The sequence below is a fragment of the Flavobacterium adhaerens genome, assembly GCF_040045115.1.
In the GTDB taxonomy this organism is placed as follows: domain Bacteria; phylum Bacteroidota; class Bacteroidia; order Flavobacteriales; family Flavobacteriaceae; genus Flavobacterium; species Flavobacterium adhaerens.
This window is the reverse complement of record NZ_JBDLZX010000005.1, coordinates 90,622-107,795: the sequence shown is the minus strand read 5'-3', so window position 1 is coordinate 107,795 and position 17,174 is coordinate 90,622. Positions and strand designations below refer to the sequence as shown.

At 34.6% G+C, this 17,174-nt stretch carries 11 protein-coding genes; 4 read left to right on the top strand and 7 right to left on the bottom strand.

Annotated features, from left to right (window positions below; genetic code table 11):
• Positions 1–113: 113 nt before the first annotated feature.
• The 4 genes from ABEB18_RS08475 to ABEB18_RS08460 form a co-directional block, all read right to left on the bottom strand.
• Positions 114–4,154: a hybrid sensor histidine kinase/response regulator transcription factor gene (locus ABEB18_RS08475; protein WP_348798835.1), complete on the bottom strand. Its 4,041-nt coding sequence runs from the start codon at positions 4,152–4,154 to the stop codon at positions 114–116.
• 298 nt (positions 4,155–4,452) lie between these two features.
• Complete coding sequence (locus ABEB18_RS08470) at positions 4,453–6,441, bottom strand: RagB/SusD family nutrient uptake outer membrane protein (protein WP_348798834.1); 1,989 nt, start codon at positions 6,439–6,441, stop codon at positions 4,453–4,455.
• An 11-nt stretch (positions 6,442–6,452) separates the two neighbouring features.
• On the bottom strand, positions 6,453–6,629 hold the full coding sequence (locus ABEB18_RS08465; protein ID WP_348798833.1) for a hypothetical protein: 177 nt from the start codon (positions 6,627–6,629) through the stop codon (positions 6,453–6,455).
• An 87-nt stretch (positions 6,630–6,716) separates the two neighbouring features.
• Complete coding sequence (locus ABEB18_RS08460; protein WP_348798832.1) at positions 6,717–9,752, bottom strand: SusC/RagA family TonB-linked outer membrane protein; 3,036 nt, start codon at positions 9,750–9,752, stop codon at positions 6,717–6,719.
• Positions 9,753–10,257: 505 nt separating this feature from the next.
• Between ABEB18_RS08460 and ABEB18_RS08455 the strand changes: the two genes are divergently transcribed.
• Positions 10,258–10,950: a carboxylesterase family protein gene (locus tag ABEB18_RS08455; protein ID WP_348798831.1), complete on the top strand. Its 693-nt coding sequence runs from the start codon at positions 10,258–10,260 to the stop codon at positions 10,948–10,950.
• A 32-nt stretch (positions 10,951–10,982) separates the two neighbouring features.
• Here the strand turns inward: ABEB18_RS08455 and hisS are convergent, their stop codons facing one another.
• Entirely contained in the window at positions 10,983–12,353 is a 1,371-nt protein-coding gene (gene hisS / locus ABEB18_RS08450; RefSeq protein ID WP_348798830.1) for a histidine--tRNA ligase, read from the bottom strand.
• 302 nt (positions 12,354–12,655) lie between these two features.
• On the opposite strand from hisS, the gene ABEB18_RS08445 reads away from it, so the two are divergent.
• Positions 12,656–13,900 (top strand): ABC transporter permease, encoded by a 1,245-nt coding sequence (locus tag ABEB18_RS08445; protein WP_348798829.1) that lies wholly within the window; start codon positions 12,656–12,658, stop codon positions 13,898–13,900.
• Between the two features lie 135 nt (positions 13,901–14,035).
• Here the strand turns inward: ABEB18_RS08445 and prmC are convergent, their stop codons facing one another.
• Both prmC and ABEB18_RS08435 read right to left on the bottom strand, forming a co-directional pair.
• Entirely contained in the window at positions 14,036–14,890 is an 855-nt protein-coding gene (gene prmC / locus ABEB18_RS08440; protein WP_348798828.1) for a peptide chain release factor N(5)-glutamine methyltransferase, read from the bottom strand.
• A gap of 6 nt (positions 14,891–14,896) precedes the next feature.
• Complete coding sequence (locus ABEB18_RS08435; protein WP_348798827.1) at positions 14,897–15,388, bottom strand: GNAT family N-acetyltransferase; 492 nt, start codon at positions 15,386–15,388, stop codon at positions 14,897–14,899.
• 109 nt (positions 15,389–15,497) lie between these two features.
• On the opposite strand from ABEB18_RS08435, the gene ribD reads away from it, so the two are divergent.
• Positions 15,498–16,541, top strand: coding sequence for a bifunctional diaminohydroxyphosphoribosylaminopyrimidine deaminase/5-amino-6-(5-phosphoribosylamino)uracil reductase RibD (gene ribD, locus ABEB18_RS08430; protein WP_348798825.1), 1,044 nt, complete (start codon positions 15,498–15,500; stop codon positions 16,539–16,541).
• The gene (locus ABEB18_RS08425; RefSeq protein ID WP_348798823.1) at positions 16,534–17,136 is read left to right on the top strand and encodes an HAD family hydrolase; all 603 of its coding nucleotides are present in this window, start codon (positions 16,534–16,536) and stop codon (positions 17,134–17,136) included. The genes ribD and ABEB18_RS08425 overlap by 8 nt, the downstream gene beginning before the upstream one ends.
• The last annotated feature ends 38 nt before the right edge of the window (positions 17,137–17,174 follow it).

The following is a 17,174-nucleotide window of genomic DNA, read 5'->3' as shown; positions in this document are numbered from 1 at the left end:
GGGTAAAAGCTGTTTTTTCAATGTAAAATCAAAAATTAAGACCATAAATAGTGTTTTTAAAAAAAATATATTAAAAAAATTGAATTTTTATACTCTCAAATGTTAAGTTGATTTTACAAATTCTGAATAACATTCAGTTCCGAATTAAAGGAATTTCTGTATTTTTTAATAAAGTCCGAGGGGTTCATTCCGTATAATTTCACAAATTGTTCTCTAAAATATTTGATATCTTCCATACCAACTTGTGATGCTGCATGAGAAATTAAAATATCTTCGGTGAGTAATAATACGGCAGCTCTTCGCAATCGAACTGATCGGATAAATCCATTTAAAGTTTGTCCTGAAATTTCTTTGATTTTAGAATATAGCTTGGTATGACTCATTCCCATTTCTTTAGAAAATTCTCGAATCGAAAATTTCTGATTCCCTAAGTTTCTTTCGATAACAGTTATACATTCATTTAAAAAATCTCTGTATTCTACAGGAACTTTTTGGGCGTTTGGGCTTAAAGTTATACTCTCTAAATAGTATTTTTTCAGCTGGCCTCTGTTTCGCAATAAAGTTTCTACTTTTGCCTTGAGAATTTCGTCATCGAAAGGTTTGGTTAAATAATCATCCGCCCCTTCGGTAATACCTTGAAGCTGAATTTCGGAACTTGTGGCAGCGGTGAGCAAAATAACTAAGATATGACTGGTAGCAGGTGTTCCTTTTACTATTTTACACAATTCAATTCCATTCATTCCTTCCATAGAAATATCACTCAAAACAATATCGGGCAATATCTTATTGATCATCTTGTATCCATCAATCCCGTTATTGGCACTGTAGGTGATATAATTTTCAGCAAAAAGTTGTACCAAATATTCTCTAATCTCATCATTATCATCAATTATAATAATTGATTTTTTATCCGAAACCACATCTACAGAAAGTTTTTCGATGAGTGTATCATTTTCGTTTACGGCTACATGCTCAACCTCGTTATAAAGATTTTCTGCATTTAACTCTTTAACAATTTTAGACATTTTTACATTCTCATTATGAATAGGTAACCCTTCAAAGTGCGTATCTCCTTTTTTGAGTTTTAAGGTAAATTCGGTCCCTTTTCCTAATTGGCTTTCGCACTCTACTTGACCAAAATGTTTTTCCATGAAGTACTTTACAATAAACAAACCTATACCAAAACCTTTTCCTGGACTGGTTTTTAAATTGACTTGTCTGAACTTGTCATAAATATAATCCAATTCTTGATTTTCGATTCCGATACCTGTATCTTTTATCTTTATAATAGCTTCTCTATTGGTTTGAGACAGACTCAATGCTATTGCTCCTTTTTCAGGTGTAAACTTAAAAGCATTAGAAACTAAATTAAATAATGAAATTTCGATTTTTTCATAATCAGCAATAATCATAATGGGTTCACTCGGGAGATCAATGTTATAATCTATTTTTTTAGTTTTTGCCTGTTGGGTAAAACATTGATAAACCTCATCGCATAATTTATTCAAATCGATAACAGCTAGACTCAATTGATCCGCATCGCTATCTGCTCTTCGGAATAACAATAATTGATCGATTAAGCTTAATAATCTTCGGGCATTTCTATGGGCTACGGCAAGCTCTGGTATGGGTTCGCCAGATTTATTTTGTTTCTTGATTACCTTTTTTAGAGGATTTATAATCAAAGAAAGTGGCGTTCTAAACTCGTGAGAGATATAGGTAAACATCGAAATTTGTTTTTCGGAAAACTCTTTTTCTTTTAAACTTTCCATGTGAGCCAATTTCACTTCATACTTCAAACGCTGTTTATCGTTGGTATAACGAATGTACAAGGCCAAAATTCCTGAAACAGAAAACATATACAATAAATAAGCCCACCAAGTACGATACCAAGGTGGCAAAACTCGAATAACGAGTAAGGTTTTTTCAGGTTCCCATTGCTTGTAATTGTTTGTGGTTTTTACTTTGAACTCATAAATTCCTTCACGTAGTTTTGAGTAACGCGCTTTTCTGTCTTTACCAATGTAGTTCCAATGTTCGTCCCATCCGTCTAAAAAATAGGCATAGTCTATTTTGTCAGCATTTGCAAAATTAATCGCCACAAAATCTAACGAAATGGTGGTTTGGTCAAATGGCACTTCCATAACCCTAACCGATTTATGATTAGAATCAAAATACTCACTTTTGCCAACTACCAATTCATTATTTACCTGAATATCATCAAGTAACACACTCGATTTGGTAGTAACATCTTTTATTTTTTCGGGATAAAAAACATTAAAACCATTGATTCCGCCAAAAAGAAATTCTCCTGTTGATAGTGTAATACCCGCGTTGTAACTGAATTGATTGCTTTGCAATCCATCCGAAACAGTAAAATTTCTAAATACTTTTTTTTCAGGATCAAACCTACTCAAACCATTATAGGTACTCAGCCACAAATATCCTTTTTTGTCTTCTAAAATTCGTAATACAATATTAGAAGGCAAACCATTAGTGGTGGTAAATCGCTCTGATTTTCTGGTTTTGGCATCAAAATACAACAATCCGCCTTCAGAAGTTCCTAACCATAAATTAGATTTTGAATCTTCGAGTATGCATCGAATTGGATTTCCTATTTTGTTTCTTTTGAATTTTCTGGTTTTGGGATCAATCTGAATCAATTCTGAATATGTCCCAGCCCATAGTTTACCATCTTGACTTTCTGTTAAAGTAAGTATCCCCGATAAATGAGGATGAAAAACTTTAAATGTATCCTCATTTTTGTCATAATAAAACAAAGTCCCTTCTTTGGTAGTAGCCCAAATGGTATTGTTAGAATCTTTAAAAACCAACCAAATATTATTTTCTTGTTGTTTGGTAAAAGTGTTCAACAAAGTATAATACTGCACTTTATGGTTTTTGGTGTTTATTTTGATAAGACCTCCATCCCAAGTAGCCACCCATAAATTAGCCTGAAAATCAGATACAATTCCAGGTACAAATGCGCTATTAATTTGCTTATCAGTATTGAATTTTTCAAATGTGTTTGTGGCTCTATTCCAAAATCTTAAACCAGCTCCATCAGTACCAATCCATATTTTTTTATCCGAATCTTCACAAAAAGACAGTATATAATTCAAAGCTGGATTGTTTCCACCAGTTTTTACATGGTTAAAATACCGTTCGGAACTTGCAATCATGCTCACCCCACCTCGAAGTGTAGCAATCCATTTATTTTGATCTTTATCCTCATACAATCCCCAAACGGCATTACTTTTAAGCAATGATTGTTTGTTGTCTCCCTCAAAAGCAATGGCTTTATTTTGCTTATTGATTTTAAAAACGCCTGCTCCATCAGTAGCGACATAGATCTCTTTCTTTTTGTCTATCAAAAGATTGATAACAATTGCTTTTGTAGAAAGCAAGTTACCACCGTATTGTTTCTTATTTTCATAAAAAGGAAAAAGACCATCATCGGTTCCCACCCACAAAACACCTTTATCATCTTGTTTTAAAACATTGGCACGAACTTTTGAAGTGGTAATATTTTCTAATTTTTTAGAAACACTCCAATATTTATACAAACCATAATCTTTTATAAAAACCCATGAAAATCCTTTTGAAGATACGGGTTCTATTCCTGTAACTTGATAGTTTTTGACTCTTTTCCCCTTCTTATACAACGGAATTTGCTGTCCTACATTGGTTAACTCATCAAAAACCAGCAAACCAGATTTTTCACAACCTACCAACATGCTATTGCCAAACTGTTTTATACGGGTAACATTTTCATCTCGTAATAAATTATTCGAGGAATTAATAGATAACTGCGTAATATTTCTGGTTCGAATATCTATTATGCTTCCACCATTTGAGGTTCCTACCCAAATATTCCCTTTAGAATCACCATCAATACAAAAAATAAAATTGGCTGATAATGAACTGTCATCATGTATTGTGTTTCGAAAAACTTTAAATTCATAACCATCGTAACGGTTTAAACCATCATAGGTACCAAACCAAATGTATCCTGTTTTATCTTGGTAAATAGTGGTAACAGAATTGTTAGACAATCCTTGTGATATATCCAGAAATTTCACCAAATATCTCTGTCCATAAATTGTGGTTGAGAAAAAAAAGAAAAATACAATCGTTTTAAATATTTTTTGCATAAGAGTTTTTGTTGTTTGTTATTGACCCAACACGAATGCAAGTGTCAACAGAAAAAACACCATGTGAATTTTAAAAAAATAGTGCTTATTTTTATCGGAATTAATAATTTATCCAACACATCGCTAACACATAATCAATTTTCATCAACAAATTTAAAAAACATCACTAACAATCCATACCAGTACCTATCAGTTTTATTTTCTTTTTTAAGTTTATATTATCTCTCTCCCTAAAACAAAAAAAAGAAGGATATAAATAACTATACCCTTCTTTTCGATTTAACTTGACTAATTAACTCTATTCTGTTTTATCTTCGTCAGCAACAGCATCTTGCCAATTATCCCAAACTTTTACACTTGGGTCATAACCGTCGTATCCGTAATTCTGACTCAACTTACCTTTCGTATTAGCAGTGATAGCACTATTAGGAATTGGCCAATACACATTTCGTTTATTCATTGTATAAAACTTCGTACCGTTTGGCACCACAATTCCAGCAGGATATTTATTGTACAAAGTATAATGTACGATACGTTGGTACCAATAACTACCACCAGAATTATCGACCCCAGCTTGTTTATCCCAATCACTTAAACTGTAAACATTACCCCACTCATCTGGTTTGCCGCTCATAGCCAGACAGTGTGAAATACGAGTTAACTCGACATTACGCCATTCTTCCAAATACAACTCTCTACCTCTCTCTGCACAAATATCACCTATGGTAACTGTTGTATAAAGTTGTGAAGCATTGGCTCTTTGTCGCACCATATTTACGTCTTGAGCAGCACCAGCAACATTTCCTCTGTAAAAACGGGCTTCAGCACGTAATAAATACGTTTCGGACAGACGATACAAATACCAGTGTGCTACAGCACCTGTTGATGCTCCTTGAAAATCAGTTGCATTTGGATTGTTTTCGTTTACTACATCATGCAAATAAATTTTGTATAATGGGAAATCGAACCAATCACGAATTGAATCTTTCGCTAACAAATTCCCTGCATCATCTTTCATTCTATAATTTGTATTATAATAAGCCGAAGTTGGATCGCTATATTTTAAGTCTTCCATTTTAACCCAATTCCCAACAGTACTGTTGTGTCTCAAATCCTGAATATCTTCAACTCCATTTACCTTCCACATAGGGCTTTGCGAATAATAAGACGCACTGATAGTCGCAATACCTCTTCCTAATGCTCTCGCAAAATCAAAATTAGTGTTGTAATTAGAATTTGTTTTAGCATAACGTTCTGCGCCTTTTTTACCATCAGGTGTTCTAATATTTGCTGAATTCCAGAACGGACCAAAAATCCTCATCGTAGCAAATCCTATAAATGATTGTGCTCCTGCATTAGGTAAAATCATAATAGCCTCAGTATTTCCTGCTACCACTTTGTTTTCAGGTCTATGCAAATCCCAAATTACATTTCTAGTAATTTTCCAAGTATCTGGGTTTCCTCCGTCATCAAAAGTTCCAAATGAATTTTGCACCAATGAATATCCTGATTGATTGATTAAAATATCCGCTTGTGCCTCAGCTTCGGCAAATTTTCCAGAAGCCAAATAACATTTAATCAACAATTGACGACAAGCCCCTTTGTTAACCAATCCTAGATAAGCTAATTGTGATTGTTCTGGTACGTACTCTACCGCTTTTTCCATATCAGCCGTAATCATTTCGATGATGGCTTCTTTTTTGGTAGAAGAATAATTTTGCTTCGGTACCTCTAAGATTTTTGTAACCAAAGGAATATCTCCAAATTGATATACTAGGTTCAAATAACGATACGCTCTATGGAAATAAGCTTGTCCAATATACTTTTTCTTAACAGCATCGTCTAGACCTTGTACTTGGTCTATATAGGTTAAAATTGTATTGGCATACTTAATTCCGTTATATCCTTCGTCCCAATAATAACCAAGATAAAGGGCATCATTTGTGGCCGTCGCAAAAGTACCTGTTGGTACTATAGTATTAGCATAATCGGCAGCTGTAGAACTCGCATCTGTTTTTCCATATTTTGCCATATCCGAAAAAACATACTCAGTACCAATAGGCACACTGTTATTGGCATAATTGTAATGTGTATAAAATCCTCTAAGAGATTTATCGGCCATTGCTAGTGTTGCTTGCAAACCAGATTCGGTGGAGAATGTAGTTTCAGGCTCGTAAATCGATAACGGATCAGGTTCGAGAAAATCTTCTGAACAAGAACCAAACAATGCAGCCACAACAACTAAAGGCGCAAATTTTGAAATTTTATTTTTGAAATATATTTTCATTGTTGAAATTTTTAAAGCGTTATATTTAAACCTATATTAAACATTCGTGTCGCTAAACCTCCTGTTTCTGGATCTCCAAAATACTCCCAATCTGCTGCCCATGTTCCAACGTTACGAACCGAAGCAAATACTTTTAAGTTTTGAAGATGCATACGAGTGGTTAAATCCTTAGGAAAAGTATAAGCCAAAGAAACATCACTTAACCTAACAAAATCACGATTGTATAACTTATTAGTACCAGCTCCTGCAGGACCTCTAGCATCTAGTCTTGCCCATTAATTAGTTGGATTATCTATTGTCCAATACGGATTTACAAATGGATTGTAGTTGTTTGTATATAAACTTCCCGCATTGTAATTGTTCATGTAATTACCATCCATTGATTTATGCCCCATATAAGAGTAGATATTGAATGAGAAATCCCAATTTCTGTAAATTTTAAAATCATTACGAATTGACCAGTTAATTGGCGGATCAGTTTGTCCTAAAAACACCTTGTCATTATCGTTATAAACAGGAGTTCCATCAGCTTTATCATCAGCAGTATAATAGTTAGCTACTTTAGGATCACCTGGACGTTGTCCGTATTTTTCAGCTTCTTGCCATTCGTCTTTTTGCCAAATTCCGATCACTTCGTAATCCCAAATTTCTGAAATAGATTTTCCTATGAACCAACCGTTGCTTTTATCATCGGCTTCTTTTGCCCCAATAACATTTCCGTCTGCATCCAAAATGTCTTCCATTTCCCCATACAGCTTATTGATTCTATTTTCGTTATATGAAAATGCTACCATTGTACGCCATTCGAAGTTTGGTAACTTCATGTTTAGAGAGTTAAGTGCGATTTCGATCCCTTGGTTTTGAACCTCACCTAAATTAGTTGTTATAGAACCGAATCCTGTAAAACCTGGCAATCTTTGCGCCATAATCATATCGTGAGTAACCGACTTATACACATCTATTGTACCCGTTAAACGCTCGTTGAGGAAACCAAAATCCAAACCAAGATTGGTCGCTGTAGTTTTTTCCCATTGCAAATTTGGATTTGCCATACGGTCAATTGCCAAATACTTAGTATCAACTATATTACCTGATGAATCAATATAACCCATTGTTGCACCTGTTCCTGAACCTAAATTGGCTAATGATACATATGGATCATTAAGAGATCTGTTTCCGTTTTTACCCCAAGAAGCACGTAACTTACCTGAACTCATAGCCTCCCATTTGAACCAATTCTCATTAGCAAAATTCCATCCTAAAGCTAATGAAGGAAAAGTTGCATAAGGATTAGAAGCTCCAAAAGCTGAATAACCATCGCGTCGCACAGTAGCTGTCAACATATAACGATTATCAAATGAATAAAACAATCTAGCCATCAATCCATCTGCTGTTTGGTGTGTATCAGTTGTAGAGAAACTACTATTCGCAAGAGTCGCATTTTGAGTGTTGTGGAATCCTAATGCATCTGATGGTTGAATATTACGAGCATAAGTTATATCAGACCAATAGCGACGCTCTTCTGCCTCTTGCACAAAAGTAGCTATAACGTGATGCTTTTGGTTAAATGTATAATCCCAAGTAATGGTATTATTCAAATTGTAGTCAAATCGTTTACTATTACCTCTATCGACACCTACATTTGCAGCGTTCCATCCCTCGTGATCAGCCGATTGGAAATAACGATTGTATCCAAACTCATAACGAGGCGAAATGTTAAACGAGTACGTAATTCCTAAAGGCAGAGTCACTTTGGCATTAAAAATTGTATTTAGTACAGTAAATCCTTTTTCTAAATCCATATACTGACGATCATAGTAATAATTGTACCCTCCAATAGTAGGCCCCATTGGTTGTCTTACATAATTACCATTTTCATCGGTGAACTCACTAAACGGACTGTTTCGCAACATATTGGCATCCCAATAGTTTGTACCTGTACCTACAGAAATATCACCTTCTGTACGATCTTGAAAATTAACATTGGCTCCTACTTCAAACCAATCTGTTACTTTTCCGTTTAATTTCATATTGGCACGAACCGTAGAATAGTCATTTCCTTGAATAGCACCTTCGGCATTAAAGTATCCAACAGACATATAATAATTCATATTATCACTTGCACCAGAAATACTTAAATTACTATCACGGTTAATTCCGGTTCTAAAAGTGCTATCGTACCAATCATGTGTTTTGCCAGAAACAAAATTATTCAATAACAAACCTTCTTGAATACCCAAACGCAATCCCCAAACTTCGGCTAAACTTTTACCTTGTGTTGCTGATGCTGGTTGGTAAGCCAACCATTGGTCTTGTGTTACCCCTGTAGGCAAATTATTAGGATTAGAAAAATACCCCACTTGCCCCACTTGGTTCGCTATATAAGCTTCGTACTCGCCTGTAGCTGTATTTACGCCATACGTTTTAGCCGTTTCCCAGTCTTCACGGTACTTTGTATATCCTTCAGGAGAATATACGTCACGATAAGCACTTTTGGTATTTACCGTCAAAGTGTTCGTAACGTTTACAGTAGGTTTTCCTTTTTTACCTTTTTTGGTCGTGATAATGATTACACCCGCTGCTGCTTTAGACCCATAAACTGCTGCTGCCGAAGCATCTTTAAGAATATCCATCTGTCCGATATCGTCTGGATTTATTTCCGAAAGTTCTCCATAGAACTGCATACCATCCAAAATAATAAGAGGATCATTATGACCACCTTCACTATAAACAGAGTTTTTTCCACGAATTTGTAAAGACCCCCCACCTTTAGCATCAGCAGAATACCCAACTTTAAGACCAGGTACTCCTCTTAACAAATCTTGAACCGTTTGTGGATTTTGGTTGTCCAAAATTTCAGGTTTAACCTGTACAACAGCTCCAGTTAAATCCTTTTTCTTCATTTTACCATATCCTACAACAACTACTTCTTCCAACTCTGCTGTGCTACTTTGCATTTTTATGGTTATAGAAGTTCTATTGTTTACACCAACTTCTACCGTTTTATATCCTATAAACGAAACGACCAATACCGCATTGGCATCTGCTTTTATTGTAAATCTTCCGTCAAAATCTGAAACCGCTCCATTAGAAGTTCCTTTTACCAAAACAGACACTCCCGGAAGAGGCAATCCTTTCTCATCATTTACAATTCCACTGATTGTGTTTTGCTGTTGCACATTCTGTAATCCTGAATCAAAATTCAAACTCGGTGAAAACGCATGCACTTGCGATAAAGACACCAATACACAAAACATGGTCAGTCTCTTTTTCAAATCAAATTTTGATACACCATCAGGAATCTTTTTCATCCTAATACTTTTTGTCATCATTAATTTTAGTTTTTGGTTAGTAAAGTTTTTAGATTTATCCTTATAGTCCTGATACTTTTAAAATGCTTAAAAAAAACAGATTCAATTTTGAAGCTTTAAAAACACATTAACATATAATTCACATTTCTAGTTGCAAACTTACTAGAAGTGTAAGCTGTACACAGGGGGGTATTTTAACTTAACAAAGGGGGGTATTTGCAATTATTTAATAAATATTGTGTTTTTTTGAATTAATCAAAAAAAAATATCCAACAAACAACACAATATGCAATTTAATTTTTACAAGAATATTTAACTCAAAACAAATTCTAATCCCAAAATTCCCTTAAAATTTTCTATTCAAAACAGATGTATTTGAACACACAATCCTTTTCATTGGTTATTTCAAGTCGTAAAAAATGCAATAAACCTTAGTAAAAATTGTTTTGAATAATAATAAAAAACTTAATTTGCGAACTTATTCTCACAACCATTAATTAAAACAATGCGCCTCATTACCCTGTTCTTTTTATTTTCCTTTTGCTTCATTACAACAACTCAAGCACAATTAAAAACAATTACCGACCAAACCGATTATCCGTTTTGGATTAATCTCCCTAAACAAGAAATATTAGACAATAAAGCTCCAATCATTTTATTTCTACATGGAAAAAGTTTATCTGGAACCGATTTGAATCGAGTAAAACGTTATGGTGTAATTCGCGCAATCGAAAGAGGGAAAGAAATTCCAGCCATAGTTATTGCTCCACAACTGGCACATGGATCTTGGAATCCTGACAAACTTTTGCAACTTCTAGAATACGTACAAAACAATTACAATACCGATTTATCTAGAGTTTATGTTTGCGGAATGAGTTTAGGGGGCTATGGCACATTTGATTTTGCAGGGAAATATCCAGACAAAATAACGGCAGCAGTAGCTATTTGTGGTGGAGGAAACACTAAGGATGCGTGTAACCTTTCTAAAATCCCTATGTGGGTAATTCACGGAAACAAAGATTATATCGTTCCTATTTCGGAATCTAAAAAAATGGTCAAAGCCATCCAAACCTGTAATCCAGATGCAAACTTAACTTTTACGATCGTCAAAGGTGGAAATCACGGTAGTGTCGAAAGTTATTTTAGAGAAGATGTGATTTACAACTGGATGTTGGAAAAAACAAAATTCGTTCCATAGAAAAAGGCTGCATTTGCAGCCTTTCATAATTTTTACTTTAAAATTGATTTAAGTTCTTCTAAACTTACTTTTTTCTGTTCTCCTGAAATTAAATTTTTCAAGCTATAGAGATTGTTATTCATTTCTTCATCTCCTACAATTACGGCATACGGAATAAATCTTTTATCAGCATGCTGAAATTGTTTAGCCACTTTGGCATTATCAGGATACATTTCGACTTTTATATTTGATGCTCTTAATTCCTTAATAGCTTGCATCGAATAAAAAGCTTCTTTTTCGCCATAATTAATAAACAACGCTTTTGATGTTGATGTCACCGCTTCTGGGAACAATCCTAATTCTTCTACAACCAAATAAATTCGGTCAAGCCCAAAAGAAATTCCAACTCCACTCATGTTTTTTAAACCAAAAATACCCGTAAGATCATCGTAACGCCCTCCACCACCAATGGATCCCATAGCAACGGTTTTTGGTGCGGCTACTTCAAATATAGCTCCAGTATAATAATTTAGTCCTCTGGCCAAAGTAACATCTAAGTCTAAGCTGGCTGTTGACAAACCTAAATTGACAACATTATCACAAATAAATCGAAGTTCCTCTACCCCTTTCATCCCTTCAGCTGAAGAAGACAATAAAACCGAAAGTTTTTCTATTTTCTCTGAAATAGACCCTGTGAAATTAAATAATGGCTGAACTTTTTCGATAGCTTCCTCGGCAATTCCTTTTTCGATCATTTCTTTCTTTACACCATCTTCGCCAATTTTATCTAACTTATCGAGAGCTACTGTAAAATCGATCAATTTATCCGATGCTCCAATCACTTCGGCTATACCTGAAAGAATTTTGCGGTTGTTGATTTTCACGGTAACACCATGCAAACCTAAAGCTGTAAAAACACCATCATATAATTGTACCAACTCTACTTCTTGCCACAAGGATTTAGAACCAACTACATCGGCATCGCACTGAAAAAACTCTCTAAAACGCCCCTTTTGAGGACGATCGGCACGCCAAACTGGCTGTATTTGATAACGCTTAAAAGGAAACTCAATATCGTTTTGATGTTGTACCACGTAACGTGCAAACGGAACGGTCAAATCGTAACGCAATGCTTTTTCGGAAATACTTGCTGCTAATCGAGTGCTATCTTTGGCTTCCAAATACTCTGCATTGGCTTTTGACAGATAGTCTCCAGAATTCAAAATCTTAAAAATTAATCGATCTCCTTCTTCGCCATATTTCCCCATTAAAGTATCGGAGTTTTCGAATGAAGGTGTTTCTATAGGTTGGAATCCAAATTTTTCAAAATTACTTTTGATGATTTGCATAATATATTGTCGTTTTGCTACCTCAGCAGGTGAAAAATCTCTTGTCCCTTTTGGAATACTTGGTTTTGATGCCATTTTTTATTTAGAATTTTAGTTCTGGATTTTGATAAAAAGGTCAAAATCCTAAATAGATTGCAAATATCTTATTTTTAAAATTATTACTCCTGAAAAATTTGAGATTTAATTTAAATATCTCTTTAAAACCATTACCTAGCCCAGATGGAAATCGAAGATTCAACGAAGTTAAACGGCATCCTCTTGTGGCGGTGTTCGCCACAAGAGATACAGTGGACAGCTGGTAATAGCTCCTTATACAAATTTGTAAAAATATCAAAATCTGTTTTGTAACAAAAAGTGTATTTTCGTGTCAAACTACCATGATGTTAAAATTACTTAAAGAAAATATCCGTATTGCTTTTGGCTCTGTTCGAACTCAATTGTTGCGAACCATACTGACCGTGATGATTATTGCGATTGGAATCACTGCACTGGTTGGGATTCTTACCATTGTTTCTGCTCTTGGCAATACGCTTTCGTCCGATTTTGCTTCGATGGGAGCTAATACCTTTAACATTAATCAATACGAAAATACTAGTCGTCGAGTTGGTGGTGGTGAACGCGAAATCATAAATCCGATTATTTCATACCCACAAGCTGTTGCATTCAAAAATAAGTACAATTACCCAATGACCGAAACGTCATTGTCTTTTACAGCTACCACAACTGCCGAAGTAAAATATGAAGCTTTGAAAACGGATCCCGAAATTAGTGTTTTGGGTGTTGACGAATATTATTTTAAGAATTCGGGCCTTGAAACCAATTTAGGGAGAAATTTTACCTCTTTTGATATTTCGAACAACACGTATTCTTGTGTAATTGGTTCTGATTTTCTAAAAGGAATTCTGAAAGATGTTAACCCTATTGGGAAGACACTTTCTATACGTGGTGCGCGATTTAAAGTGATTGGGGTATTGAAAGAGAAGGGTTCTACCTTTGGAAACAGTCAAGATTTAAGGGTTTTCATTCCGATACAAGTGGCTCGATCTTTATTTACAGCTCCAAACATCAACTACAATTTGAGTGTGATGGTCGAGAAAAAAGAATTGCTCGATCAAGCTACAGATTATGCTATTAGCACTATGCGCAGGGTTCGAAAACTAAGCCCTGTAAAAGATAATAATTTTGGTATTGTTCGAAGTGACGACTTGATCAATACAATCATGGGAATAACTGGTTATCTGGATCTTGCGGCATGGCTCATTGGAATCATTACTATTCTGGGGTCTTCTATTGCTTTAATGAATATTATGGTGGTTTCGGTAACAGAACGTACTAGAGAAATTGGTGTTCGCAAAGCATTAGGAGCCAAAAAATCTACCATTGCATTTCAATTCTTTATCGAAACTTTACTGATTGGGCAAATTGGTGGTTTGGTCGGAATTATTTTCGGAATCTTAATTGGTTTTGCCATTTCAACAGCAATGAATTTAGCCTTCGTAATTCCTTGGGGGGCTATCATCGCAGCATTTACAACAAGTTTTATCGTTGCAATTGTTTCAGGACTCTACCCTTCTATAAAATCGGCAAATCTAGATCCTATTGAGGCGCTGAGATATGAGTGATTTATTAATTACGAATTAAAAATTACGAATTACGAAGTATAATATTATTTTGATGTACTCCATATTCAGAAAATTTAAGCTGTACTAAAACTAATCTTTTCTGACTGAAATTTCGTAATTCCTAATTCGTAATTCCTAATTCGTACTTCTCATCATCCTATCGTTTCCGTAAATATCCTTTCTAAGTTCGACATTCTTGAAATTCATTTTCTCAAGTAAATCTATCATTTCCTTGCTTAAATACTGGTTGATTTCAAAATACAATTGTCCTGAATTCGAAAGGTTCTTTTGAGCCAATTCGGCTATTTTTCGATAAAACAATAATGCATCGTGATCTTCTACAAAAAGGGCTAAATGAGGTTCGTAATCTAAAACATTTTTTTTGATTTCTTCTTTTTCGAGATTTCGAACATACGGAGGATTCGAAACTATTATATCAAATTGTTGACCTAAATCTTCTGTTTCTAAAATACTCTGATGTAAAAAAGTAATATTTACGCTGTTGAGTTCTGCATTTTTTTGGGCGGTTGCCAAAGCTTTTTCGGAAACATCAAGAGCAAAAACCTGAGCACTCGGAATATTTTTGGCCAAAGAAATAGCAATACAACCACTTCCTGTTCCGATATCCAGAATCTTTAAATCTTTCAATCTTTCAATTTTTAAATTATCATGAATAATCCAATCAACCAATTCTTCGGTTTCGGGTCTCGGGATCAAAACATTCGGATTGACTTCAAATTCCAATCCATAAAAATTGGTTTTACCTAATAAATATTGAACAGGAATCTCTTTCTTTAATTGTTCTAAAATCGAATTCCAAATCAGCAATTCGTTTTTGGACAAAGCCAAATCGACTTGCAGAGCCAAATCGACTCTCTTCAAACCTAATTTGGCTTCCAAAATTAAATAGAAAAAACTCTCTGCTTCCTCTTGACCATAAATAGGTAAAAGTGTTTGTATGAAATGAGTTCTGTATTCTCTTATCTTCATTCGAAATTATAGTTTTAAATCTTTCAACATCCAGACAGGACAACTCGTATGGCCTGTGCTTCCCATTGGGCTACAAATATTTTCGAAACCCCACTTTTTATACAACTTTTGGGCGTCGTGCATAAAGGGCATTGTTTCTAAATAGCATTTTTCGAAACCAAAATCACGTGCACTCTGTAGGCATTTTTCGATCATTTTGCCCCCAATTCCCATACCTCGAATTTCAGGAGAGAAAAAAAACTTTTGCAATTCACAATAAATATCAGCTTCATTTGCTAAAGGTGAAATGCCTGCACCTCCAACAATTTTCCCCTCTTTTTCTACCACATAATAAATCGATTTTGGTTTTTCATATTCTTCATACATCAAATCTAGACAAGGATCCTCATAGGCAGTTCCCACTTTTGGAATATTTAACTCATCAAAAACACTTCTTATCAATTGAGCAACCTGCTGATTGTCTTCTTTTTGTATTTTTCTAATGCTCCAATTATTCATTTTACGATTTATTTTACATTTTAAAGAATACAAAAATAACTAATGTCTATGGTAAAACATCCGAAGTTTCAAAACTAAATTCTAATTTCTAAATTACTATTTTTGCAGAGTGAAATTACATGAAAAATACATCAACCGCTGTATCGTTCTTGCCAAGAACGGTCTCGGCACTACCTATCCCAACCCTTTAGTAGGAAGTGTCATCGTTTATAAAGGTAAAATCATTGGAGAAGGTTGGCACCAAAAAGCAGGCGAAGCTCATGCCGAAGTTAATGCCATAAACTCGGTAAAAGACAAATCATTATTAAAAAATGCTACAATATATGTAAGCCTAGAACCTTGTAGCCATTTTGGGAAAACCCCACCGTGTTCAGACTTAATTATAAAACACAAGATTCCAAGAGTTGTTATTGGAACCATTGACCCGTTTGCTAAAGTATCAGGAAACGGAATCAAAAAATTGATCGAAGCTGGCATTCATGTTACGGTTGGAATTTTGGAAAACGAATGTAACGAACTCAACAAACGCTTCTTTACTTTTCACCAAAAGAAAAGACCTTATATTATATTAAAATGGGCACAAAGCCAAGATGGTTTTATAGCTCCTTTGACGAAAAATGAAAAAAAACCTGTCTGGATCAGTAACTCCTACTCTAGACAACTAACTCATAAATGGCGAACTCAAGAACAAGCAATCTTGGTAGGAACCCAAACCGTTATCGATGACAATCCTAAATTAAATACTAGAGATTGGTTCGGGAAAAATCCTATTAGAATTATATTGGACGCTAAAAACAGAATCCCAAAAGAAAGCGCTGTATTTGACAATGCAACCCATACCATTGTTTTTACTAATTCCGAAAAACTAGCACTTAAGGAGAATATTGTCTTTGAGAAAATTAATTTCAAAGAGAATATTTCTGAGCAGATTCTTACTTCGTTATACAAACACAATATCCAATCGGTTATTATTGAAGGTGGACTTCAAACATTACAAACTTTTATTGATGCCAATCTTTGGGATGAAGCACGAATTTTTACAGGAAAAGCAACTTTATCCGAAGGAATAAAAGCTCCAACTCTTCCTAGAATCAATCCTGAAAAACACTTTATTCAAAACGACGAACTTATAATACATAGAAACCATGATTAATGCGATTATTTTTGATTTTGGAGATGTGTTCATCAATTTAGACAAACAAGCCACTGCAGATGGCTTGAAAAAACTTGGTGTCTCGGAATGGAATGAGGATTTGAATCAATTAAATCTTCAATATGAAGTAGGAGCAATAACTGATGAAAACTTTGTATCTGGAATTCAAAAACACACTGACAATGCCTCTAGCGAAGATATTCTAAAAGCCTGGAACGCCATATTAGCAGATTTCCCAATGTACAGATTAGAATTTCTCCAGAAGCTTTCTAAAAAATATCGTTTGTTTTTATTGAGCAATACAGACGCCATTCATATCGCTACTTTTGAACAAAAAGTAGGACCTGCATTTTACAATGCTTTTTACAAATGCTTCGAAAAAGTTTATTTTTCGTTTGAAATTGGAATGCGAAAACCCAATGCCGAGATTTACCACTTTGTCCTTGAACAAAACGGTTTACAAGCCGAACAAGTCTTATTTGTAGATGACAAAAAAGAAAACACAGACGCTGCCGAAGCTTTAGGGCTTCACGTTTGGAATTTGCAAGTTGGCCAAGAAGATGTGGTAGATTTGTTTGAGAAAAAAATACTTTAATAGCAATTGAAAAAATAAAATTCCTCTATTAAAATTTG

Coding starts and splice junctions, on each gene's coding strand:
- ABEB18_RS08475 (WP_348798835.1), bottom strand. CDS start 4,154: ATGCAAAAAATATTTAAAACGATTGTATTTTTCTTTTTTTTCTCAACC.
- ABEB18_RS08470 (WP_348798834.1), bottom strand. CDS start 6,441: ATGAAAATATATTTCAAAAATAAAATTTCAAAATTTGCGCCTTTAGTT.
- ABEB18_RS08460 (WP_348798832.1), bottom strand. CDS start 9,752: ATGAAAAAGATTCCTGATGGTGTATCAAAATTTGATTTGAAAAAGAGA.
- ABEB18_RS08455 (WP_348798831.1), top strand. CDS start 10,258: ATGCGCCTCATTACCCTGTTCTTTTTATTTTCCTTTTGCTTCATTACA.
- hisS (WP_348798830.1), bottom strand. CDS start 12,353: ATGGCATCAAAACCAAGTATTCCAAAAGGGACAAGAGATTTTTCACCT.
- ABEB18_RS08445 (WP_348798829.1), top strand. CDS start 12,656: ATGATGTTAAAATTACTTAAAGAAAATATCCGTATTGCTTTTGGCTCT.
- prmC (WP_348798828.1), bottom strand. CDS start 14,890: ATGAAGATAAGAGAATACAGAACTCATTTCATACAAACACTTTTACCT.
- ABEB18_RS08435 (WP_348798827.1), bottom strand. CDS start 15,388: ATGAATAATTGGAGCATTAGAAAAATACAAAAAGAAGACAATCAGCAG.
- ABEB18_RS08425 (WP_348798823.1), top strand. CDS start 16,534: ATGATTAATGCGATTATTTTTGATTTTGGAGATGTGTTCATCAATTTA.